Here is a 22,591-nt window from a genome sequence, read left to right on the forward strand (position 1 = left end):
CTACTCCCGCTCCATCCGCAGGGCACGCCCCACCGCGCTGCGCACCACGGGCTCGGTGGCCGTCTGTGCGGCCCGCAGGTACTCATGCGCCTTGGGCGTTCCGGCCCGACCCAACCCCAACGCCGCTCCGGCCCGGATCTCCTCCGGCTCCCGGCGCCCCAGAAGGCCGCGCTTGTTCAGCAGGTTCCCGAGCAGCTCCACCGCTTCCTCGCCCCCCACGGCGCCGTAGCTTTCGAAGAACGCGATCTTCTCCGAGATGTCGGCGGTGCGAATGGCGCGGCCGGTCACCACGGTCTTGAGGGCCTTGGCCGCCGGACGGTAGCGCAGATCGCCGAGACCGCGGGCCGCCGCGATGCGAACGGCGCGATCGGGGTCCTTGAGCGCCGCTTCCAACCCGGCTGCCACCGTCGAGACGCGGAGCTTGGCCGAGGACTCGACCGCGGCCAGGCGCACCTCGGCGGACGTGTGGCGGGCCAGCTCCGCCAGCCGGGGGCCGGCGTCGCCCAGCGCCATCTCCCCCACCATGCGGCAGGCACCCGCCAGCACCGTCTCGTCCTTGACCTCGAGCAGGTGGAGCACACCCGCCGGATTCCGCTTGCCGATGGCGGCCACCGCTTCCAACAGCAGGGCGCGGATGCGCTTGTCCTCCGACCCCATGGCCGCGCGCAGCAGCGGCTCCAGGGCGCCCCCGCGCAGGTACTGGAGGAACTGCGAGAGCTCGGCGGGCCCGACGTCGATCCCGCCGTCTGCCAGCGCGAACACCAGCTCCTCGATCGCCTCCGACCCGCTCACCTCGTCCAGCACCGCGTTGGCCCGACGCACCGACTCCTCGGAGAGGACGCCGCGCGTGGCCAGCATGGCGTGCACGCCCTCCAGGAGGAGGGTGGCGGACCTGATCTCCCCCTTGGACAGGAAGCTGGGCAGAAGGGTGCCGAAGATGTCCAGGATCAGGAACTGCCGCTCGGCACGCCCTTGATCCTCCATGCGGTCGAACAGGGCCGAGAGCACATCGGCGCGGATGTCGCGCTGCATCTCCCGGTCGACCTCGCGCCTGAGGATCTCGACCTCACGCGGGTCGAAGGAGTAGAGGGTCGGATTGAAGTCCTCGGCGCCGATCTTGGCCTTGGGGGGCTCCGGCTCGGCGGCGGTCGCGACCTCACCTTGGGAGGTGGCTTCGTCCTCGACGATCTCCCCCTGCCAGGCGGCGCTCAGGTCCAGCGACCCGGGGTCCTTCTCCGGGACCTCGACGCCCTCCGCCAGGAGATCCACGTAGTGGTACTCGAGGTGGTGCAGGTCGGCGTCCCATAGGATGGTCAGCAGGTCCTCGCCCTCGGCCCGCACCGAGCGCGCACGCTGCAGCACCCGGAGCAGCGCCTCCAATTCCTCCTGCTCGACGCCCTTCAGGAACTGGACGTCGCGAATGCCGTCCTTGTAGAAGAGGAAGGCGAGGGACTCGGAGCGGGTGTCGTTGCGATAGACCTCCTCCCCGAACCAGAGGAAGCGGTCCTCCTCGATCTGGATGCGGAGCTCGTCGACTTCGGTCCACAGCTTCTCGAACGCGACCCGGAGGTTCTGGACGAACCGTTGGTAGACCGGGTTGTTCTCGTCGTAGAGCTGGAAGGCCCGCAGCGCCTTCTGCAGGACCGTGAACAGGTCACGGGCGTCGTCGAGCGGCAGCTCCGGGATCTCAAAGCCGTCCGGCGTATTCCCGCCGGGAAGGTTCGACGCCAACGGCCTCACTCGACTCCTGCTCGGCTCCGATCAGTTTTCGCCCACCGCGGACCGGGAGTCGCACAGCGCCCCCCCGGGCCCCCGACCGGGGGATTCTGGCTACCGGTCAACCGGATGAAAAGGCCCCCGTCCGGCGCAAAAGGCAACCCCCGGCCCTCCCTCGGCTCCCCGCGACCTCCGGGCACGGGCGCCGGTTGCGCTTCGGGGTCCCTTCGGGTTATCCTCTATTCGGTTCTTGTTCGGGACCCCTGGAGGGAGTGGCCCACATGCCCCTGACCAAGAGGCAGAAAGAGATCCTGGACTACATCGAGTCGTTCATCGACGAGTCCGGGTACGCACCCAGCTTCGAGGAGATCGCCGAGGCATTCGGCTACGCCTCCCTGGCGACGGTGCACGAGCATCTCAGCAACCTCGAGCGCAAAGGCTACATCCGGAAGGCCTACAACGAGAGCCGCAGCCTCGAGGTGGTACGGGAGGACGAGTACAACTCCGCCATCGAGCTTCCCCTGCTCGGGGCCGTCGCGGCCGGTCTTCCCATCGAGGCCGTGACCGACCACGAACGGCTCTCCGTGCCCGTGGACATGATCCGGCGCGGCAAGGAGAACTACGTGCTGCGCGTCGAGGGCAACTCCATGATCGACGAGCAGATCCGCGACGGCGACTACATCGTCGTCAGCTCGCAGCAGACGGCCGCCGACGGAGAGATGGTGGTGGCCCTCGTCGGTGGGGACTCCGTGACGGTGAAGAAGCTCTACCGCGAGCCGGGCAACCGGATTCGACTGCAGCCTGCCAACGAGACCATGCAGCCCATCGTCGTGTCGGCCGAAGACGTGGCCGTGCAAGGCGTGGTCGTGGGTGTGATCCGAAAGTACTGAGACTCTGCACGGGGTCGCTCACGACCCGGAGGAAACTGACATGCGTGTCCCGTTCGCCATCGGTCGGCTCACCCCCCGCTCCACCGAGATCGTGCTGCTCAACCGGCGTCGCCAGCAAACACCTGTTCCTGGCCCTTGGCAGCTGCGCGCCCTGGTTCGCCCGGTGAGCGGGTTGCGCGTCGCACAGGCGTGACCCCCTGCGGGCCGCGGAATCCGCGACTCACCCGCGGACCGCGCGGCTCGCGTTCGGGTTGACTTGCCTCAGGGCCGATCTACCTTTCCCCGGGTGAGCTCCCTGGAGGACATCCGCCTCCGCGTTACACTCCACTACGATGGGACCCGGTACTTCGGTTGGCAGCTTCAACCCGACGCTCCGACGGTACAGGGTGAGGTGGAGCGCATCGTTCAGCGCCTGACTGGCGCGCACCGCACCGTCCTCGCCTCCGGACGTACCGATCGTGGCGTCCACGCCACCGGTCAGGTCGCATCGGTGTTGGTTCCCGGAACCTGGACTGCCGAAGGTTTCGGTCGCGCGCTCAACGCGCTCCTGCCCGCCGACATCTGGGTCGAGCAGGTCGCCGACGTACCGCTCGCCTTCCATCCCCGCTACGACGCCCTGGAACGGACCTACGTGTACCGGGTGGGCACCGCTCCCGGCGCGCACTCGCCGTTCATCCGCCCCTATTGCTGGCCCCTGGACGCCACGCTCGACGGCGCCTGCCTGTCCGAGCTCGCCGGCCAGGTGCTCGGCGAACGCTCGTTCAAGGCCTTCGCGCGGGCCGGTCAACCGGAGCGCGGGGAGCGCTGCCGCGTCATCCGCTCCGAGTGGCGTCCCTGGGACCTGGGGTGGGAGCTGGTCATCAGCGCCGACCGCTTCCTGCACCACATGGTGCGCTATCTGGTAGGCACCATGGTGGAGATCGCCCGCGGTCGCCGCGCGGCGGCGGAGTTGGATCGTCTGCTGGGCGGGGACGACGACCTGCGGACCTCGCCACCGGCCCCCCCCTCCGGACTCTTCCTGGCGCACGTACGTTATCCGGGAGACGCGGCCCCTGACCTCGCGTCTCTCTCCACCCCGTTCACCTTGAACTCCGGAGTCGTTTGAAACGATGAAGATCTTCCTGGACACGGCCGACATCGGCGAGATCCGCCGCGCGGCGGAGGCCGGCCTGATCGACGGGGTCACGACCAACCCGTCCCTGTTGTCCAAGGTGGCGGCCGGACGCGAGCCCCGCGTCATCTTCAAGGAGATCTGTGAGAGCGTGGACGGGCCCGTGAGCGCAGAGGTGGTGGCGCTGGGCACCGAGCAGATGGTCGCCGAGGGGAAACGTCTCGCCGACATCCACGACAACATCGTCGTGAAAGTGCCCCTCACCGAGCAGGGTCTGGGCGCCTGTCGCCAGCTGCGCGACGAGGGCATCCGCGTCAACGTGACGCTGTGCTTCACCGGCCCGCAGGCTCTCCTGGCCGCCAAGGCGGGGGCCACCTACATCTCGCCCTTCGTGGGTCGCCTCGACGACATCGCCCAGGATGGGATGGCCCTGATCGCGGAGATCCGCGAGACGTACGACAACTACGGGATCGACACGGAGATCCTCACGGCCTCCGTCCGGCACCCCCGCCATTTCGTGGAGGCGATGCGACTGGGCTCCGACTGCGCCACCATCCCGCCTTCGGTGCTCTATCAGCTGCTCAAACACCCCCTGACCGACCTGGGCCTCCAGCGCTTCATGGAGGACTGGAAAGCACTGGGCGCGGAGCTCTGATCCACCATGCGCGCGAACGTGCATCGACTCCTGCTGGCTTCCCTGGCCGTCTTGACCTCCGCAGGGTGCGGCGGCAACGGTGAATCGGGAGGCATGGTGGACACCCTGCAGGCGCAGGTGCCACCCGTAGCCCAACAGATCGATGCGTCGCGCGCCACCGCGATCGTGCGTGCGGCCGAGCGCGTCTCTCCCGCTGTGGTGAGCGTGCACGTGCTCCGACGCCAACGGGTGGCGTCGGCCTTCTTCGATCCGTTCTTCGGGGGCGGGCGCACGCAGATCGTCGCGGGCTTGGGGTCGGGCTTCATCTACGACGCCGACGGACACATCCTCACCAACGCCCACGTGGTCGAGGGGGCGGAGCGCTTGCGCGTGACCCTCCCGGACGGACGGGACATCGAGGCCGAGCTGCAGGGCGTCGACCTCACCACGGACATCGCCGTGCTGCGCACGTCCGAGGGAGGCCTGCCGCACGCACCGATGGGCACCTCGGAGGGCCTCCTCATCGGCGAATGGGCCATCGCGATCGGCAATCCCTTCGGGAATCTGCTGTCCAACTCGGAGCCCACCGTCACCGCAGGCGTGATCTCCGCGCTCGGGCGCCACATCGTCCCGGACGCGGCCGACGCGGGCTTCTATCTCGGCATGATCCAGACGGACGCCTCCATCAACCCGGGCAACTCCGGGGGCCCCCTGGTCAACGCACTCGGAGAGGTGATCGGCGTGAACACGTCGATCTTCTCGCGCAGTGGCGGATCCGAGGGGTTGGGCTTCGCGATTCCCATCGACCGCGCCATGCGCATCGCACGGGACCTGTCCGATGACGGACGGGTCGACCGTGCCTGGGTGGGACTGCGGGTTCAGGCCGCCGAGGCAGACGAGTGGGGCCGCACCAGCGGCGTCGAGATCGCCTTGGTCGCCGGGGGCTCCCCCGCAGCGCAGGCGGGCTTGTTGGCCGGCCGCCGCATCGTGCGGGCCAACGGCCGAGCCATGACCGGCCCCCTCGACTATCAGGCGGTGCTCCTCGACCTGCGCGCAGGTGACGAGGTCACCCTGGAGGTCGAAGGCATGCGGGACGCCGTGCACCTGACGGCCACGACCCTGCCTTCCGCTTCAGCGCCACGCATCACCGCACTGGACGGTCTCGAGCTGATCACGGTCACGTCCGCCATCCAGGCGGAGTTGGGGCTCGCAAGTGAAGAAGGAGCGTTGGTGACGGCGGTGGGGGGAACCACGGCCGCGCGCTTGGGGCTCACATCGGGAGACGTGATCCGACGGGTCAACCAGGCGGTGATCACAACGGCCGAGGAAGCCTCGGCTGCGTTGGAGGATGTCGTTCGTCGAGGCGGCGGACTGCGGCTCATCTATGAGCGCGGCGGCCGCTACATCACCTACGACCTGAGAGTCCGTTGATGGGCGAGGAGCTCGACCGCTACCACCACCCGTTGGGCGATCGCTATGCGTCGGCGGCCATGCAGGAGATCTTCTCTCCGCGTCGCCGCTACGGAACCTGGCGGCGCCTGTGGCTCGCGCTGGCGGAAGCGCAGCGGGAGCTGGGGCTCGACATTCCCGAGGGAGCGCTGGCCGAGATGGCCGCGCACCTGGACGACATCGACCTCGGGCGCGCCGCGGAGTACGAGCGCCGCTTCCGCCACGATGTCATGGCGCATGTGCACCTCTTCGGCGACGCCGCCCCCACCGCCAAGGGAATCGTGCACCTGGGAGCGACCAGCGCGTACGTGGGCGACAACACCGACCTGGTGCTGCACCGGGACGCGCTCCTGCTGCTCGCGGGTCGGCTGGTGCGCACCGTCGCGTCGCTGGCGCGCTTCGCGCGCGAACACCGCGCGCTGCCCACGCTGGGCTTCACGCACTTCCAGCCGGCGCAGCCCACCACGGTGGGCAAGCGGGCCACGCTGTGGATCCAGGATCTCCTGCTGGATCTAGAGGAGCTGGCCTTCCGCCTGGACACGCTGCGCTTCCGCGGCGTGAAGGGCACCACGGGAACGCAGGCCTCCTTTCTCCAACTCTTCGACGGACGTGGCGACCGGGTCGAGGAGCTCGACCGGCGCGTGGCCGAGAAGATGGGCTTCGACCGGCGCTTCGCGGTCACCGGCCAGACCTACACGCGCAAGACGGACGCGGCCGTGCTGGCCACGCTCTCCGGCATCGCCCAGTCGCTCTCCAAGCTCGGCAACGACCTGCGGCTGCTGGCCCATCTGCGCGAGGTGGAGGAGCCGTTCGAGCGTGAGCAGATCGGGTCCTCGGCCATGCCCTACAAGCGCAATCCCATGCGTTCCGAACGCATCTGCGCGTTGGCCCGCCACGTGATCGCGCTGTCCGCCGACCCGGCCTACACCACCGCCACCCAGTGGCTGGAGCGCACCCTGGACGATTCGGCCAACCGCCGCCTTTCCATTCCGGACGCCTTCCTCACCACGGACGGGATGCTGGTGCTCGCCGAGAACGTCACGGACGGTCTCGTGGTCCATCCCGCCATGATCGGTCGACATCTGGCCGAGGAGCTCCCCTTCATGGCCACGGAGTCGGTCCTGATGGCATCAGTGCAGAGGGGCGGCAGTCGACAGGAGTTGCACGAGCGCATCCGCCAACACGCGCATGCCGCGGCGGCCCACCTGAAGGCCGGAGGAACGCACAACGATCTCAGCGCGCGCATCGCCGCAGACGAGGCCTTCGGACTGAGCGCCGCCGAGATCGACGCCCTGGTCGACGCGAGACGCTTCGTGGGCCGGGCGCCCAAGCAGGTGGAGGACTTCCTGGACGACGAGGTGGCGCCGACCCTGGAGGCCTGGGCGGAGCGACTGCAGGGGCAGAGCGTTCCGGCCGCGGAGGTGCGGGTATGACCTCGCTTCCCCAAGCGCTGGTGCGACCCACCCTGCCCTTGCCTCGGGTCCATGGGGGCAAGGTGCGGGAGGTCTACGAGGTGGACGCCGAGCGTTTGCTCATGGTCGCCAGTGACCGGGTGAGCGCCTTCGACGTGGTGATGGCGGAGGGCGTTCCCTACAAAGGGGTGGTCCTCACCCAGATCACCGCCTGGTGGCTGGATCGTCTGGGCAGCCGCGTGCGCCACCACCTCCTGAGCGCCCACCCCGACGTGATCCGTGAGGAGGTCCCGGCCCTGGCCGCTGTGCCGGCGTCGTTGTGGGAAGGACGCTCGATGCTGGTGCGGCGCACCACGCCTCTCCCCATCGAGTGCGTGGTGCGAGGCTACCTGGCCGGCTCGGCCTGGAAGGAGTACCGGGCCTCGGGCACGCTGGCGGGCGAGCCGCTGCCGACGGGGCTCGTCGAGAGCGCCCGTCTCGACCCGCCCATCTTCTCCCCGGCCACCAAGGCCACCAGCGGCCATGACGAGAACATCCCCTTCGAGGGCGTCCGGCAGGCGGTGGGCGCCCAGACGGCCGACACGTTGCGGGCGCTCTCGCTGGAGATCTACGGGTTCGGAGCCGAGACGGCGTCCCGGCGCGGCATTCTGCTGGCGGATACCAAGTTCGAGTTCGGCCACGACGCTTCCGGAGTGCTGCGCCTGATCGACGAGGTCATGACCCCGGACTCGTCGCGCTTCTGGCCGGCCGAGCACTACCGCGCAGGCACGCAGCCACCTTCTCTGGACAAGCAACCGGTCCGCGACCACCTGGACGGACTCGACTGGAACAAGCAGCCACCCCCGCCGCCGCTGCCGCCCGAGGTGGTGCAGCGCACCACCGCTCGCTACCTGGAGATCTTCCAGCGGCTCACGGGCACAGCGCTGACCGACTTCGAGCCCCCCCGGACCCAGGGGGAAGCATGAGACTCGCACCCGAGGGCATCCCGTTCGTCGTGGGCGGCCTGCTCCTCGGGAGCGTCTTGGCGCACGCTGCCCGCTCGCTGCAGTCCTGGGCGGCCGCCGCCGGTCCGGTCCTCATGACGCTGGCCGCGCTGGCCGCGGCCTTCGGCCTGTTCTCGCTCTGGTTCTTCCGCGATCCCCTGCCCGCGCCGGTCGGCGAGGCCGACGCCGTGGTGGCGCCCGCCGAGGGCCGCGTGATCGAGATCGTGCGGATGCCGGAGCCGACCTTCATCGGCGGCGAGGCCGTGCGCGTCTCCATCTTCCTCTCCGTCTTCAACGTGCACGTGCAGCGGGCGCCGGCGCGTGGTACCGTGGCGCTCAAGGACTACCATCCGGGTCTGTACCTGGCTGCCTGGGAACCCAAGGCCAGCGAGGCCAACGAGCGGGCGACCCTCGGCTTCGAGACCGAGCGCGGCCGGCTGCTGGTCCGTCAGATCGCTGGACTGGTCGCGCGGCGCATCGTCACCGATCCCGTCGTGGGCGAGGGGGTAGAACGAAGCGCACGCATCGGGTTGATCCGCTTCGGGTCCCGGGTGGACCTGTTCCTGCCGGCCGACTGGCCTGTGCTGGTCGAGGTGGGGACGCGGGTCCGCGCCGGAGAAACCGTGGTCGCACGCATGCCTGCACCCGCTGCCTGAACGGGGGACACTTCGACCGTGATCTTGAAGCGCGATTCCGGACTGCAACGCGGCATCCTGATCCTGCCGTCGGCGTTTACACTGGCCAACCTCTTCTTCGGCCTCTATGCCATCGTGCTGGCCGACCGGGGCAACGCCATCCTGGCGGCCTGGCTCATCGTCTTCGCCGCCATCACCGACAATCTGGACGGGCGCATCGCGCGGTTCACGCGCACCGGCTCGCGGTTCGGGGCGGAGCTCGACTCGCTGGTCGACGCCATCTCCTTCGGTGTGGCGCCGGCCTACTTGATGTACGCGGTCTTCTTCTCGGAGGGGTGGGGATGGTTGGTGCCCTTCACGCACGTGGCCGCCGTGGTGATCCGTCTGGCCCGCTTCAACATCGAGCAGGGCGGCAAGGCGCATAAGCACTTCCTTGGGTTGCCTTCCCCGTCGGGAGGCATGCTGCTGGCCACGTTCTACCCGTTCAGCCAGACCCCCTTCTTCCAGACCTACCTGCAGGGGTGGGCATCACCCGAGGTCCTGGCCACCATGGTGGTCATGGTCTCGGTGCTCATGCTGAGCCACGTGCCCTACGCGGTGGTGCCCCGCATCAATCTCCGCTCCTGGACCGGTGCGTTGAGTGCCGCCCTGATGGCGGCCGGCGTGGCGCTGGCCATCACCGTACCCCGCTACTACTTCTTCCCCGCGCTGGCCGCCTACACACTCAGCGGTCTGCTCCGCAGCTTCGTGCTGGGCTTGCTGGACCGCCTGCCGGACCGCGACCCGTTGCTCGACCAGGAGAGCGTGGCGGAAGCACAGCGTCCCGTGGACTACGAATCGTACGGCTCCAGCCGCCGCACCGAACCGACCCGCCCCGCCGACTCCGTGGAGGACCTTTCGTGACCGAGTACCTGGTAGAGATCCGAGTGAGCCCGCGCCCCGGCCTCCTGAACCCGGAGGGCAAGGCCATCCACCACGCGCTCAATTCGCTCGGATTCGGTGGTGTGCAGGATTGCCGGGTGGGCAAGTCCATCGAAGTGCGCTTGAACGCATCCAGTGAGGCGGATGCGCGTCAGGCCGCCGAGGACATGTCCCGCCGCTTGCTGGCCAATCCGGTCACCGAGGATTTCGAGGTGGAACGGATCGCCGTCGCGGAGCCCGTATGAGCCTGCGTGCCGCCGTCGTCACCTTCCCCGGCTCCAACTGCGACTACGACGCCTACCATGCGTTCAAGATGGTGGGCGCCGTGCCCACGTTCGTGTGGCACCGGGAAACCGACCTGGGAGACGCGGACGTGGTCTTGCTCCCGGGCGGCTTCTCCTACGGCGATTATCTGCGTCCCGGCGCCATCGCGCGCTTCAGCCCGATCATGGACGCCGTCATCCGCTTCGCCGAGCGTGGAGGCCCGGTGCTGGGCATCTGCAACGGCTTCCAGATCCTGTGCGAGTCCGGACTGCTGCCGGGGGCTCTCCTGCGCAACGATCATCGCCATTTCAACAGCAGGGATGTCTGGCTCCGCGTCGAGAGCGGCGACTCCCTCTACACGTCGGACTACCAGCCGGGCCAGGTGCTGCGCATTCCCATCGCGCACGCGGATGGAAACTACCACGCCGACGCGGCCACGCTCGACCGCCTGGAGAGTGAAGGGCGGGTCGCCTTCCGCTACTGCACGCCAGACGGCGGGCAGGCCGGTGCCTACAACCCCAATGGGTCCGCCCGCTACATCGCCGGCATCCTGAACGAACGTGGGAACGTGATGGGCATGATGCCCCATCCGGAACGCGCCATGGAGGCTCTGTTGGGCTCCACCGACGGCCGCGGGATCTTCACGTCCCTGCTCTCCTCTCTCGTGCGAACCTGAACCCGGAACCGCCCCGCACCGTGACTGACGCCACGCTCGTCTCTCCGCCCCTCCCTCGTCCCGGCGATCCCGAGATCACGCCGGAGCTGGTTGCCGACCACGGTCTCAGCCCCGACGAGTTCGAACGCATCCGGGGGATCCTGGGGCGCGATCCCACCTTCACGGAGCTCGGTGTCTTCAGCGCCATGTGGTCCGAGCACTGTGGGTACAAGAACTCCAAGCGCCTTCTGCGCCTGCTCCCCACCAAGGCGCCCTGGGTGATCCAGGGACCGGGTGAGAACGCGGGCGTGATCGACATCGGCGACGGCTATGCCCTCGCCTTCAAGATCGAGTCCCACAATCATCCGTCCGCAGTCGAGCCCTACCAGGGTGCAGCGACCGGGGTCGGGGGCATCCTGCGGGACATCTTCACCATGGGCGCGCGGCCCATCGCCGTGCTCGATTCCCTACGCTTTGGAACGCTGGACTCGCCTCGGGTGCGCTACCTGTTCGGCGGTGTGGTCAAAGGCGTCGGGGACTACGGCAACTGCGTGGGCATCCCCAACATCGGCGGCGAGGTCCAGTTCGACCCGGGCTACGACGGCAACCCGATCGTCAACGCCATGTGCCTGGGCCTCATGCGGCATGACGACCTCATCAAGGGCGAGGCCGCCGGTGTCGGCAACTCCATGATGGCGGTGGGCGCCCGCACCGGTCGCGACGGCATCCACGGCGCCACCTTCGCCAGCGAGGAGCTGAGCGAGGACTCGCAGGACAGCCGTCCCCAGGTTCAGGTGGGCGACCCGTTCACCGAGAAGCTCCTGCTGGAGGCGTCGCTGGAGCTGATCAAGAGCGGTCACATCACCGGCATCCAGGACATGGGCGCGGCGGGCCTCACCTCGAGCGCCTCCGAGATGGCGGGGCGCGCCGGAAACGGCATCGCGCTGGAGATCGCGGACGTGCCCGTGCGTGAATCGGGCATGACCCCGTACGAGATCCTGCTTTCCGAATCCCAGGAGCGCATGCTGGTGGTGGCCGAGCTCGGCCGCGAGGACGAGGTCCGCAAGATCCTGGAGAAGTGGGAGCTGGAGGCCGCCGTGGTGGGCACGGTCACCGATGACGGCCGTTTCCGCATCCTGGAACACGGCACGGTGGTGGCGGACATCCCGGCGCTGCCGCTGACGGACGGCTGTCCCACCTACGAGCGCGAGGGTGTCGAGGCCGCGCATATGGCAGGCCTGCGGGCGGACCCGCTCGCCGATCTGATGAAGGACGGGGACCTGTCCGCCGACCTGCTGGAGATGGCGGGCGCTCCCAACCTGGCCGCCAAGACCTGGCTGCACAGCCAGTACGATTCCACCGTCCGCTCCAGCACCGTGGAGCGGCCGGGCGGGAGCGCCGGCGTGGTGCGCATCCGGGGAACGAACCGCGCTGTGGCCGCCACCACGGACTGCAACGGACGCTACGTCTACCTGGACCCCCGCCGCGGCGCGCAGATCGCCGTTGCGGAGGCGGCGCGCAATCTGGTCTGCGTGGGCGCCCTGCCGTTGGCCATCACCAACAACCTCAACTTCGGCAATCCGCTCAAACCCCACATCTACTACCAGTTCCGGGAGGCCGTCCTCGGCATGGCCGAGGCCTGCACGGCGTTCGAGACGCCCGTCACGGGCGGCAACGTCTCCTTCTACAACGAGACCGACGGCGTGGCCATCCTGCCCACCCCGGTGATCGGGATGGTCGGCGTGATCGAGGACGTGGAGCGCACGCTCCACTCCGGCTTCCGGTCGGAGGGGGACGCGATCCTGCTCCTGGGGACCAACCGGGGGGAGCTGGGCGGCTCGGAGTACGCGGCTCACCATCGCGGCCAGGTCGTGGGCATGCCCCCGGAGGTGGACCTGCTGGCCGAGCGCGCGCTGCAACGCTTGATGCTCTCGCTGGCCGAGGAGAGCGTACTGGAGTCGGCGCAGGATTGCTCGGACGGCGGCCTGGCTCTTGCCCTGGTGGAGTGCGCGCTGGCCGACCCGGAACGCCCCTTCGGCGTCGACGTGACCCTGGAGGACGACCTCCACGGCACCGCACTGCTGTTCGGGGAGTCCCAGGGCCGCATTGTGGTGTCGTGCCCGGAAGCACGGGTCGCCGAGGTCCTGTCCGCTGCGGCCCAACACGACGTTCCGGCCCGGCGCCTGGGAACGGTGGTCGAGCGGAGCCGGGGCTTCCGGGTCGCGTCCCCGCGCTGCCAGGTGGACCTCGCCACGGACGCGTTGGCCGAACGCTACCACGGAACCTTGGGTGCCCTCATGAACCAACTGGACGGAGAGAGCTGATGCGCCTCCCCACCGTGCCGCCATCCGCCGACGTTGCGGCCGCCCATCTGGACGACCGTCCGCACGAGGAGTGTGGCGTGGTGGGGGTCTCGGGCATCTCGGGTGCCGCCGAGCTCGCCTACCTGGCGCTCTACGCCCTGCAGCACCGCGGGCAGGAGTCGGCCGGCATCGTGGCGCTGGACGGCGGTGAGGCGCGCCTCCAGAAGGGCCAGGGGCTGGTGTCGGACGTGTTCACCGCCGACTCGCTGGCTCGGCTTCCGGGCAGCGTGTCCGTGGGCCACGTGCGCTATTCGACGGCCGGTGGCAGCGTGCTGCAGAACGCCCAGCCCATCGTGGTCCGCTACGCGGAAGGGCACCTGGCCATCGCCCACAACGGCAACCTCACCAACCAGCTCGAGCTCCGGCAGCGCCTCGTCTCCGAGGGCGCGCTGTTCCAGAGCTCCAGCGACTCGGAGATCATCGTCCACCTCATCGCCCGCTCCCGGCACCATTCCGTGGAGGGCCAGATCGACGATGCCCTCACACAGCTCGAGGGGGCCTTCTCGCTCGTCATTAGCGTGGGCGAGACCCTCTACGCCGTGCGGGATCCCCGGGGCTTCCGTCCCATGGTCCTGGGCAAGAAGGGCGACGGACACATCGTCGCCTCGGAGACCTGCGCGCTCGACATCATCGGGGCCGAGTACATCCGCGACATCGAACCCGGCGAGGTGCTGAAGATCCAGGGTTCACGGCTGACGCGGCTGCGTTCCCTGCCCGCTGCCGCACGACCCTCTCCCTGCATCTTCGAGCTGGTGTACTTCGCGCGCCCCGACTCCCGCATCTGGGGCATGAGCGTGGACCGGGCCCGGCGCGCCTTCGGCCGCCAGCTCGCCCGCGAGCACCCGGTCGACGCCGATTGCGTGATCGCCGTGCCCGACTCGGCCAACTCCGCGGCACTGGGCTACGCCGAGGAGAGCCGCATCCCCTACGAGTTGGGCCTGCTTCGCAACCACTACGTGGGCCGCACTTTCATCCGCCCCTCCCAGGCGGACCGCGACTTCGGAGCCCGCATCAAATACAACCCCGTGCGGGAGGTCCTGCACGGCCGCCGCGTGATCGTGGTGGACGACTCCCTGGTCCGCGGTACCACCAGCAAGAGCCTGGTACGTTTCATCCGGGCTGCCGGAGCGCGCGAGGTGCACTTCCGCATCGCCAGCCCGCCCGTCCGCCACCCGTGCTTCTACGGGATCGACATGCCCAGCCAGGACGAGCTCATCGGTTCGCGCCTGGAGGTCGCCGACATCGCTCGAACCCTCGGTGTCGATTCCCTGGGCTACCTCTCCCTGAACGGCATGAACAACGCGGTGCGGCAGGCGGGACCGTTCTGCAACGCCTGCTTCTCAGGCGAGTACCCGGCGCCTCTGGTCGACGTCGAACAGGGACTCCAGGCGGCGGGGCTGCCACCAGGCTGCTGAGGTGGGCCGAAGCGGTCCACTGCGTTCACCCTTCAACCCCACACCCCTTTGCGCGACCGGCTGCAGCGCCTCCCCAAGACCGAGCTCCACGTGCACCTGGACGGCAGCTTGAGGCCGGCCACCATGATCGACCTGGCCTCGGAGCGTGGAATCCCCCTCCCCTCCACCGATCCCGAGGAGCTGGCCAACCTCATGCTGGCCCGGGACGCGCACAATCTCGAGGAGTACCTCGACAAGTTCCGGGTGACCCTGTCCTTGATGCAGCACGCTGCCGCCATGGAGCGCATCGCCTACGAGCTGGCCGAGGACAACGCCCGCGAGAACGTGCGCTACGTGGAGATCCGCTACTCGCCCATCCTGCACACCCAGGAGGGCCTTCCCCTGACCGAGGCCGTGGAGGCGCCGCTCCGGGGTCTGCAGCGGGCGGAAGCCGAGTTCGGGATCCGCACCGGGCTCATCATCTGCGGGATCCGCAACATGGACCCTGCGACCTCACGTGACCTCGCAGATCTGACGGTGGCCTTCAAGGGCCGCGGGGTGGTGGCGTTCGACCTGGCCGGGGCCGAGTACAACTACCCGGCCAAGAAGCACAAGGACGCGTTCTTCACGGTCATCAACAAGAACATGGCCACCACCATCCACGCCGGAGAGGCCTACGGCCCCGAGTCCATCCACCAGGCGCTGCACTACTGCCGGGCCAACCGCATCGGTCACGGCACCCGCCTGTACGAGGACCTGGACCTGCTGCGCTACATGCGGGACTTCCGGATCCCCATCGAGGTCTGCCTGACCTCCAACGTGCAGACCCGGGCCGTCCCCTCCTACGACGACCATCCGCTGCGCAGCTACTTCGACGCCGACCTGGTCCTGAGCCTCTGCACGGACAACCGCCTCATCAGCGGTACCACGGTCACCGACGAGTACGTGCTGGCCCACGACCACCTCGCCTTCTCCTGGACGGAGCTGGTGCGCCTGGCGCGCATGGGCTTCGAGAGCGCTTTCCTGCCCTGGGACGAGAAGCAGACCCTGCTCCGGGAGTTCGACGCCGAGGCGGCCCGTCTGGGCGCCGACTGACGGTCGGAGCGCGCCGGGGCCCCTCTCCCCTCCGCAACCCCACCGACATCCCCTCCCCTCCCGCACCGATGGAACGGGCGCCCCAAGCAAAACGGCCCCGGGGTCTCCCCCGGGGCCGTCACACTTCGTACTACCTCTCGATCAGAAGGCGTAGCGCACGCCCAGCTGCATCTGCCAACGGGAGCTCAGGTCGAAGACGCTGAGCGGGTCCGCGTTGCCGTCGTCGTCCAACCGCAGCCGCCCGGTGGGGCGGAAGATCCCGCGGTTGTTGGCCGTGTCCCAGCCGCGCAGCTGGAGCAGGTCCAGCCCGGCGAACTGCGGCCCCTCGCTGATGCCCCAACTCTGGTTCAACAGGTTGAGCACGTTGAAGACGTCGAGCGTGATCTCGGCACGCTGTCCCGTCACGGTCGGCACCTTGAAGGTGAAGCGCGTGTCGACCCGGTTCTGCCAGGGACCCTGGCAGACGTTACGGGTCAGGATCTGTCCCCGGTTCTCCGCCAGACAGGCTTCGCTCTCGATGAAGGCGTTGAGCACGTTCCAGTCCGCCGGATCCGTCAGCGTGATGTCGCCCGGGCCCGAGGGCACGTAGAGCAGGTCGTTGAAGCGGTTGCTGGCGTAGGACGCCTCGAAGCCGTCCGCGTTCACGTCACCGTCGTAGACGTAGCTGTAGCGCCCGCCCGAGTTGCCGATGTAGAACCACGACCAGCTCACGTACTGCCCCAGGTCCACCAGCCCGCTCAGCACGACCTTGTGGCGCGTCTCGTAGTCGGACGTCGACAAGACGGGGTCGTTGGGGCTGCCCTGCACCGGGTTGAACCCGATGTTCGACGTCGCGATCGACGACGTGAGGCCGCTCAGGTCCTCCGCCCGCGCGTAGGTGTAGGAGCCGTTCAGCTCATACCCGTCCGCATACCGCTTCTGGAGCTGCAGCGTGCTGCTCCAGGACCGGTCCTGGTCGCTGTTGCCCAGCTCCACCACCGCCAGACCGGCCGTGGAGTTGATGCGGTTGGGCGAAGCCACGCTGCGGTTGTCCGCACCGTCGGCGATCGCACCCGCCGCAATGGTGCCGAAGACCGGCCGCCCGCCCTGGGTCGTGGTCACGGGCGAGGCGAAGTTCACGTTCAGCTCACGCAGCAGGATCTGCTTGGCGGACTTCGTATAGAGGAAGTCGGCGGTAGCCACCAGACCGTAGGGCAGCTGCTTGTCCGCACCCAGGTTGAAGCGCCAGGCGTGCGGCCACTGGAAGTCCGGATCCACCACGTTGATCACGGCCAGCGGGGGTGCCGGCGTGCCGCCCGCGGCGCAGGTCGTGGGCTGGTTGTCCGGGTCCAGGGTGTAGGCCGGCATGTTCGAACCAGAGGCCGAGCAGTTGATGGTCACCTGGAAGCGCCCGGTGTTGCTGTACAGGTTCGACAGCCACACGTAGGGATAGCGGCCCGTGAAGATGCCGGCGCCACCACGCACCTGCAGGCTCTGGTCCTCGAAGACGTCCCAGTTGAAGCCCAGGCGCGGAGAGATGATCCCGTTGCCCGACGGCACCTCGTCGGTGCTGCGACCGAAGGCGGCGGCCACGTCGGCGTTCGCTTCCGGCTTGTCTCCCACCAGCGGTACGTCGTAGCGCAGCCCTGCCGTGAACACCACGTTCGGCCGGACCGTCCACTCCGTCTGCCCGTACGCGGACAGCTGATTCACGGTGAAGCGCGCATTCAGGTCCAGGCCCGGCCGGTAGGGCACGCCGCGCCGGTAGGAGCTCGGCGTACCGGCCGCCAGGTCGTCCAGCGAGTTGAACGTCCACTCGCCGGTGATGCCCGGCGCGAACAGGTTGCGGAAGCTGTACCACTGGCTCTGCGCCCCGAAGGTGAGGCGGTGATCACCGGCCGAGAAGGTCACGTTGTCGGTGATCTCCCAGCTGGTCTGATCAAGCTCGTTGCCCTGCGAGAAGAACTCCGCGCCCGCGATCAGACGCTTGGTGCCGGTGCCCGCCTGGTTGGGCACGCTCACCTGCACCACCGGGAAGCGCTCCCGCGGGGTGCGCCGGTCCTCGATGTCCGTGCGGCCGAAGGTCAACTCGTTGTAGTACTTCCCGAACTGCGAGTTGAGCTGGGCCACCGACGAGTTGGTCGTCGACCCGAAGAAGTAGAAGTTCGAGTCGAACGAGTAGTTCGAGCCCGGGAACCGGTTGACCGTGACATCGTCCTCGGCACGCACGTAGTTGTGCCGCAGGGTGAGCACGTGGTTGGCGTTCAGCTGGGCGTCGATGCGCGCAAACAGGTTGCGGTTGGGGTTCTCGACCGTGAAGGGGCCGCCCTCGCCCGCACTGGCTCCCTGGCTCTGCAGGAGCTGCACGAAGCGGGCGGCGTCCGCGTCGGCGATGCCGGTCTGCGTGACCGGGTCACGCCCCAGGGCCAGCCCGCCCGCGGGGGAATCCTGCGTCTCGAACTCGCCGGACAGGAAGTAGTGCACCTTGTCCCGGACCAGGGGGCCGCCGACGGTAGCTCCCAGCAGGCGGTTGGTGAACTCGCCCGGGGCGGAGAACGTCTGCCCCCGCACATCCAAGGTCTCCCGGAGGAAGCTCTCGTTCCGGTAGTAGGCGTACGCGGACCCATGCACGTCGTTGGTGCCGGACTTGGTCACCGCGTTGATGAGCCCGCCGGTGAAGCCGCTCTGGCGGACGTCGTAGGGCGCCACCAGCACCTGATACTCCTTGACCGCCTCGATCGAGATGGAGCGGGCTCCGGCCTGGCCGCCGGGCTGCCCGGTGGCACCGAGGCCGAAGAGGTCCTGGGAGACCGCACCGTCGATCTGGATGTTGTTGAAGCGGTTGTTCTGACCACCCACCGAGGCGCCACTGGTCAGCGGACTCAGCGCGATGAAGTCGGTGAAGTTGCGGGTGATGGTGGGCAGCGTGCGCAGCTGGTTCTCCGTCACGAGCTGTTCGGCACCGGTGCGAGCGGGGTTGATCACCTGCTCCCGCGTCGCCGTGGCCGTGACTTCGAGCCCCTCGAGCTGCACCGCCTGCACGGCGAGCTGGAAGGTCAGGGAGAGGTTCTGGCCGAGCGTGAGCGTGAACCCGCTCCGCTCCTGCGTCGCGTATCCAAGGGCCGAGACGCTGACCCGGTAGGGACCACCCACCTGGAGACCGGGAACGACATAGACGCCGTTGTCCCCGGTGAGCGTCGCCTTGGTGAATCCCGTGGCGAGGTTCGTCACGACCACCTCCACCGCGGTGACGCCGGTCCCGTCCGGACCGGTCACTCGACCGCTGACGGTCGCGGTGGTCACGCTTTGAGCTGCTCCCACGCCGGGCAGAAGCCCGAGCGCGAGAATCAGCAGCCCCATCCGTCCGCACAGACGTTTGAGCCGCATCGCTCCATCACTCCTTTTTTCTGGATAAGCGGACACCGGACAAGGGCCGTCGTCCGCGGGGTCTCCGTGTCAGGGCTGCAAGGGGGGAGGCAGCCACTGAGCAGCATCTAAAGCTATGTAACGGGGGGGTCGGAGTGAACGGGAGGAAGGCCCCCGTTTACGGCTGCGTTACCGCTTCCCGACGGGTTGGAGGAAACACTTGACGTCGTGGGTCGGCGGGGGTCGTAGAAAGACGAAACCCCCGCCCGGCCGAAGCCGGACGGGGGCCCGTCATTCCCGCTCGAGAGCCGGGTCAGACCTGAGGCTTAGTTCGCCACCAGGTTGGCCGCGGGCTGCTCGATGTCACCGTTGTCGACCATCAGGAACAGCAGACTGGCCGGCGTCACGGTGGCGAACCCGGCGGTGACCGGGTTCGGCGTCACCTCGTACACACCCTCCTCCAGGTTGCTGAACACGAACTGGCCGCTCGCGTCAGTCGCCACGTTCTGCGGCGCACCCGGCAGGTAGGTGGTGCAGGTTCCGGCCGTCGGAGGCGACGTGGAACCAGCGGAGTCCTTACAGCGACGCAGCGTCACCGTCATGCCGGCCACCGGAGCAGCGGCACCGTCGACAATCGTACCGCGAGCGGTCGTGTTGTCGTACAGGAAGGTGAAGTGCGACGGGGTCACGAAGTTGCCCTGCGTCTGGCTGTAGTCCCAGCGCGGCAGAACGGGCAGACCCGTGGTCGTCACGGCGGTGTCACCGACCTGGCGGGTGAGGTTGCCACCCAGACCAGTGGTCGTCGCACCGGTGGTCACACGGGCCGTGTCCGCCACCACACCACCAGCCGAGATCGTGCGGAGCACGGTCGCAGCCGTCAGCGCGCTGGACGCATCGGCCTTCACGAAGTACAGACCCTCGCGGAGCTTGTCGAACGCGTAGTTGCCGTTCGCATCGGACGTGGCAGTGCCGACGACCGAGTCCGCGCTGATCGCGCCCTTGTACAGCGTCAGCGTGACGCCGCCCAAGGCCTCGTTCGGATCACGGACGTCACCGTCCGCGTCACGATCGTTGACCACGACACCGAGGATCTTCGTGTCCATCCGCGTAGCGGTGAAGTTCACGATGTCGTTGTCGGCATTGCCCTCGAGCTCAGCCGATTTGGACGAGGCATTCGTTCCGAAGAACGACCAGATCGAGTCACCGGTCGCGGTCACCGAGTCGGCGACCTCGACGTGGTAGACGCCCTCGACCAGGCCACCCAGCGAGTAGGACCCGCCGCTGACCGTCAGCGTGGTGTCCGTCACGTTGGGCTGAATCAGCATCGGATCGGGCGTGATGTGGACATGGATGCCATCCGCGTCCGTGCCGTCCGCCGCACGCACCACGCCGGTCAGCGAGGTGTTGTCGTACTTGTAGGCGAACGTCGAGCACCCAGCGAGGCCGCTGGTGTTGCCCTGCAGCGGGCACAGGTCGGCCTGGAAGCTCTGGCCACCCCAATCCGTCACAGACTGGATCGTGTCGTTCAACACGACCTTCGAACCACCGAGCGCCAGCGGATGCGCGGTCACGGCGTACGAGGTGTCCGTGAAGAAGCTGTTGAAGGTCACCGTGTTCACGCCGGGGCCCGGGCTGGCCGAGGTCACGAGGACCGGCGCAGCGCCGCTCGACGGCAGGTACCACAGCGACACTTCGATCTCGTCCACGTTGGTGATGTCGTCGCCGCCCGTGAAGATCGGGTCAACGAGCGAGTCATCGGCCTCGTGGTGGATCCGGACGACGATGTCCGCCGTCAGGAACCGGACTTCCTCGGTGCCCAGGAAGTTGCTGGTGCCGGGGCCCTGGAAGCCGTCGTGCGTGAACTTCAGATACCGGGTCGCTCCCGTAGCGGGCGCATCCGGATCCGGGGTCTGGTTGAAGAGCTGGTTGCCCGCCGGAGCCGGCTGGCTACCGATACCCTCGGCCAGACGCACGTAGTACGTGATCGGCAGCGAAGCGGAGCCGATCGTATCCCACATGGTCGCCACACCGGCGGCGTTGGTCACCCCGGACTTCCGGGCCGACGCCGTGGTGTCGTTGAAGGCGCTCCAGTTCCAGCCGTTCAGCGTGTCGACGCCGTTGATCGTGGTGGCGTCGAACTGGATCCGAACCTCGGAGTTCAGGACGTCGAACGTGTCCGACGCCAGATCCATGCTGCTGGTGGGATCGTAGGCAGTCTCGATCCGGGTCTCACCGTTGAGCGTGAGCAGCCCGTTCGGGTTGCCGAAGTACTGCGCGAAGACGATGTGGTCCGTCAGACCCGGCTGCGGGCTGGCGTCGTTCGCACGGGCGAAGGTGAAGTCCACGCAGCCCGTGGCGTCCGTGACCTTGGTGCCGAACGCGTTGATGTCGCTGATCGCGTCCGCCTCGGTGGGATACAGCTTGATGGTCGAACCGGCGACCGGGTTGTGGCCCGGGCTGACCGAGTCGATACCGGTGAAGCTACACACCGAGACCGTCTGCTGGACGATGTCGAACGGCCAGTTGACCGTGGCGGCTGCGCCGGCCGAAACCGCGAGGGCCTCGGTGTCGCTGGTGCCGCCGAACGCCGCGAAGGACGGGATGTCCGGATCCGCGGAGTTGATCTCGACCTGGTAGTTACCGGCCACGAGGTCGGTGAACTCGTACGAACCAGTCGAGTCGGTCTGCGTGGTCTGGGTCTGACCCACGCCAGGGCCGGTCAGCGTGATGAGGACGTTGGCCGCCTCGAGGTTGTTCTCGAGCGCCGCGCCATCATACACGTCGTTCTTGTCGTTCTCGTCGAGGTACAGGATACCGCGGACGATCGCGTTGGCCAGCTGCGTCCCGGAGAAGCTCACCACTTCGGCCTCACCCGCGGACACCGTGACGCTCTGCGACGCCGTCGAGAACTGGTACTTGGTAGCATCGAAGCCGCTGATGGCCACCGTGTAGGTGCCGGAGCGCAGCCCCGAGAAGGCGTACTGACCAGCGGCATCCGTGGTCGTCGAGCCCGAGCCGGCGCCCGACAGCGTGACCGTCACCCCACTCAGGGAGCCGACGCCGGCGACGGCGACGTTACCCAAGATCGAGGAGGTGCGGACGAAGGAGCCGCTGAAGCTGACGGTGGCCACCTGACCCTGGGTCGAGATGGTTGCCGACTGGGAGGTCGCCGAGAACGTCGCGTCCGACGGCGGAGTGATCGAGACCGTGTAGGTCCCGGCATCGAGGTTCGCAAACGAGAAGTTCCCGCTCGCGTCCGTCGTGGTGGAGGCACCAGAGCTGAGCGATACCGCGACGCCGGAGAGGCCCTGCCCCTCGGCCGACACAGTCCCGCTGATGGTGCCCGTCACTGCCTGGGTCCCCTCGTCGCACGCCGCGAAGGCGAACGCCGCGAGAGCCGCCAGGGTGAAGAGCTTGAGCTTTCTCATCATCCACTAGGGTCCGATGAAGGTGACTGTATTCTGCTCCGCGCCCCCGCACCATGCGGATGGTTGGCCGACGGACAGAAAGAACCGGGAGGGTTGGAAGCAAGACCGATGCCAGGTTGTCCACCCGGTTCATGGCCGGTTTTCGGGCGCTTTCCTGGGTTTTCCACATCTGATTTCCGTCGATCGCCGACCGGGGAATCCAGTTTTTTGACGATCCGGTAACTCCCGTGCCCCGGGGTGGCGCCCGATCCGGCACTCAGGGCCGGTCCCGGGCGGCCCCTCGGTGCCTCCTCGGA

17 protein-coding genes are annotated in these 22,591 nt (G+C 68.2%); 14 read left to right on the plus strand and 3 right to left on the minus strand.

The genetic code is table 11. From position 1 onward, the window contains the following. On the minus strand, positions 1–1,740 hold the full coding sequence (locus R3E10_03890; GenBank protein MEZ4414871.1) for a HEAT repeat domain-containing protein: 1,740 nt from the start codon (positions 1,738–1,740) through the stop codon (positions 1–3). A gap of 257 nt (positions 1,741–1,997) precedes the next feature. On the opposite strand from R3E10_03890, the gene lexA reads away from it, so the two are divergent. The 14 genes from lexA (at position 1,998) to add (ending at position 15,522) form a co-directional block, all read left to right on the plus strand. Continuing rightward, a complete protein-coding gene (gene lexA, locus R3E10_03895) occupies positions 1,998–2,606 on the plus strand; it encodes a transcriptional repressor LexA (GenBank protein MEZ4414872.1) in 609 nt (202 codons plus the stop codon). Positions 2,607–2,646: 40 nt separating this feature from the next. Continuing rightward, positions 2,647–2,799, plus strand: coding sequence for a hypothetical protein (locus tag R3E10_03900; protein ID MEZ4414873.1), 153 nt, complete (start codon positions 2,647–2,649; stop codon positions 2,797–2,799). 93 nt (positions 2,800–2,892) lie between these two features. Further along, a complete protein-coding gene (truA, locus tag R3E10_03905; GenBank protein MEZ4414874.1) occupies positions 2,893–3,711 on the plus strand; it encodes a tRNA pseudouridine(38-40) synthase TruA in 819 nt (272 codons plus the stop codon). A gap of 4 nt (positions 3,712–3,715) precedes the next feature. After that, positions 3,716–4,372, plus strand: coding sequence for a fructose-6-phosphate aldolase (fsa, locus tag R3E10_03910; GenBank protein MEZ4414875.1), 657 nt, complete (start codon positions 3,716–3,718; stop codon positions 4,370–4,372). Between the two features lie 6 nt (positions 4,373–4,378). Beyond that, positions 4,379–5,782 carry a trypsin-like peptidase domain-containing protein gene (locus R3E10_03915; protein MEZ4414876.1) on the plus strand — a complete coding sequence of 468 codons (1,404 nt, stop codon included), beginning with the start codon at positions 4,379–4,381 and terminating at the stop codon, positions 5,780–5,782. After that, positions 5,782–7,233 (plus strand): adenylosuccinate lyase, encoded by a 1,452-nt coding sequence (gene purB, locus R3E10_03920; GenBank protein MEZ4414877.1) that lies wholly within the window; start codon positions 5,782–5,784, stop codon positions 7,231–7,233. The genes R3E10_03915 and purB overlap by 1 nt, the downstream gene beginning before the upstream one ends. Continuing rightward, positions 7,230–8,177, plus strand: a complete 948-nt coding sequence (locus R3E10_03925; GenBank protein MEZ4414878.1) for a phosphoribosylaminoimidazolesuccinocarboxamide synthase — start codon at positions 7,230–7,232, stop codon at positions 8,175–8,177. Before purB ends, R3E10_03925 begins: the two co-directional genes overlap by 4 nt. After that, complete coding sequence (locus tag R3E10_03930) at positions 8,174–8,851, plus strand: phosphatidylserine decarboxylase (protein MEZ4414879.1); 678 nt, start codon at positions 8,174–8,176, stop codon at positions 8,849–8,851. The genes R3E10_03925 and R3E10_03930 overlap by 4 nt, the downstream gene beginning before the upstream one ends. Before the next feature lie 24 nt (positions 8,852–8,875). Next, the gene (pssA, locus tag R3E10_03935) at positions 8,876–9,733 is read left to right on the plus strand and encodes a CDP-diacylglycerol--serine O-phosphatidyltransferase (protein MEZ4414880.1); all 858 of its coding nucleotides are present in this window, start codon (positions 8,876–8,878) and stop codon (positions 9,731–9,733) included. Then, on the plus strand, positions 9,730–9,996 hold the full coding sequence (gene purS / locus R3E10_03940; GenBank protein ID MEZ4414881.1) for a phosphoribosylformylglycinamidine synthase subunit PurS: 267 nt from the start codon (positions 9,730–9,732) through the stop codon (positions 9,994–9,996). Before pssA ends, purS begins: the two co-directional genes overlap by 4 nt. Then, complete coding sequence (gene purQ, locus R3E10_03945; protein MEZ4414882.1) at positions 9,993–10,691, plus strand: phosphoribosylformylglycinamidine synthase subunit PurQ; 699 nt, start codon at positions 9,993–9,995, stop codon at positions 10,689–10,691. Before purS ends, purQ begins: the two co-directional genes overlap by 4 nt. 20 nt (positions 10,692–10,711) lie before the next feature. Beyond that, a complete protein-coding gene (purL, locus tag R3E10_03950) occupies positions 10,712–12,994 on the plus strand; it encodes a phosphoribosylformylglycinamidine synthase subunit PurL (protein ID MEZ4414883.1) in 2,283 nt (760 codons plus the stop codon). Continuing rightward, on the plus strand, positions 12,994–14,448 hold the full coding sequence (purF, locus tag R3E10_03955; protein MEZ4414884.1) for an amidophosphoribosyltransferase: 1,455 nt from the start codon (positions 12,994–12,996) through the stop codon (positions 14,446–14,448). Before purL ends, purF begins: the two co-directional genes overlap by 1 nt. A 48-nt stretch (positions 14,449–14,496) precedes the next feature. Next, complete coding sequence (gene add / locus R3E10_03960) at positions 14,497–15,522, plus strand: adenosine deaminase (GenBank protein MEZ4414885.1); 1,026 nt, start codon at positions 14,497–14,499, stop codon at positions 15,520–15,522. 141 nt (positions 15,523–15,663) lie between these two features. Here the strand turns inward: add and R3E10_03965 are convergent, their stop codons facing one another. Continuing rightward, entirely contained in the window at positions 15,664–18,888 is a 3,225-nt protein-coding gene (locus tag R3E10_03965) for a carboxypeptidase regulatory-like domain-containing protein (protein MEZ4414886.1), read from the minus strand. Between the two features lie 305 nt (positions 18,889–19,193). Then, positions 19,194–22,298 carry an SdrD B-like domain-containing protein gene (locus R3E10_03970; protein ID MEZ4414887.1) on the minus strand — a complete coding sequence of 1,035 codons (3,105 nt, stop codon included), beginning with the start codon at positions 22,296–22,298 and terminating at the stop codon, positions 19,194–19,196. Positions 22,299–22,591: the final 293 nt, after the last annotated feature.

It is taken from the genome of Gemmatimonadota bacterium (genome assembly GCA_041390105.1).
Lineage (GTDB): Bacteria > Gemmatimonadota > Gemmatimonadetes > Longimicrobiales > Gaopeijiaceae > JAGQIF01.

Bases quoted from the DNA above. Each gene is read 5' to 3' on its own strand.
- lexA (MEZ4414872.1), top strand. From the start codon at position 1,998: ATGCCCCTGACCAAGAGGCAGAAAGAGATCCTGGACTACATCGAGTCG.
- R3E10_03900 (MEZ4414873.1), top strand. From the start codon at position 2,647: ATGCGTGTCCCGTTCGCCATCGGTCGGCTCACCCCCCGCTCCACCGAG.
- fsa (MEZ4414875.1), top strand. From the start codon at position 3,716: ATGAAGATCTTCCTGGACACGGCCGACATCGGCGAGATCCGCCGCGCG.
- R3E10_03915 (MEZ4414876.1), top strand. From the start codon at position 4,379: ATGCGCGCGAACGTGCATCGACTCCTGCTGGCTTCCCTGGCCGTCTTG.
- purB (MEZ4414877.1), top strand. From the start codon at position 5,782: ATGGGCGAGGAGCTCGACCGCTACCACCACCCGTTGGGCGATCGCTAT.
- R3E10_03925 (MEZ4414878.1), top strand. From the start codon at position 7,230: ATGACCTCGCTTCCCCAAGCGCTGGTGCGACCCACCCTGCCCTTGCCT.
- R3E10_03930 (MEZ4414879.1), top strand. From the start codon at position 8,174: ATGAGACTCGCACCCGAGGGCATCCCGTTCGTCGTGGGCGGCCTGCTC.
- purQ (MEZ4414882.1), top strand. From the start codon at position 9,993: ATGAGCCTGCGTGCCGCCGTCGTCACCTTCCCCGGCTCCAACTGCGAC.
- purF (MEZ4414884.1), top strand. From the start codon at position 12,994: ATGCGCCTCCCCACCGTGCCGCCATCCGCCGACGTTGCGGCCGCCCAT.
- R3E10_03965 (MEZ4414886.1), bottom strand. From the start codon at position 18,888: ATGCGGCTCAAACGTCTGTGCGGACGGATGGGGCTGCTGATTCTCGCG.
- R3E10_03970 (MEZ4414887.1), bottom strand. From the start codon at position 22,298: ATGATGAGAAAGCTCAAGCTCTTCACCCTGGCGGCTCTCGCGGCGTTC.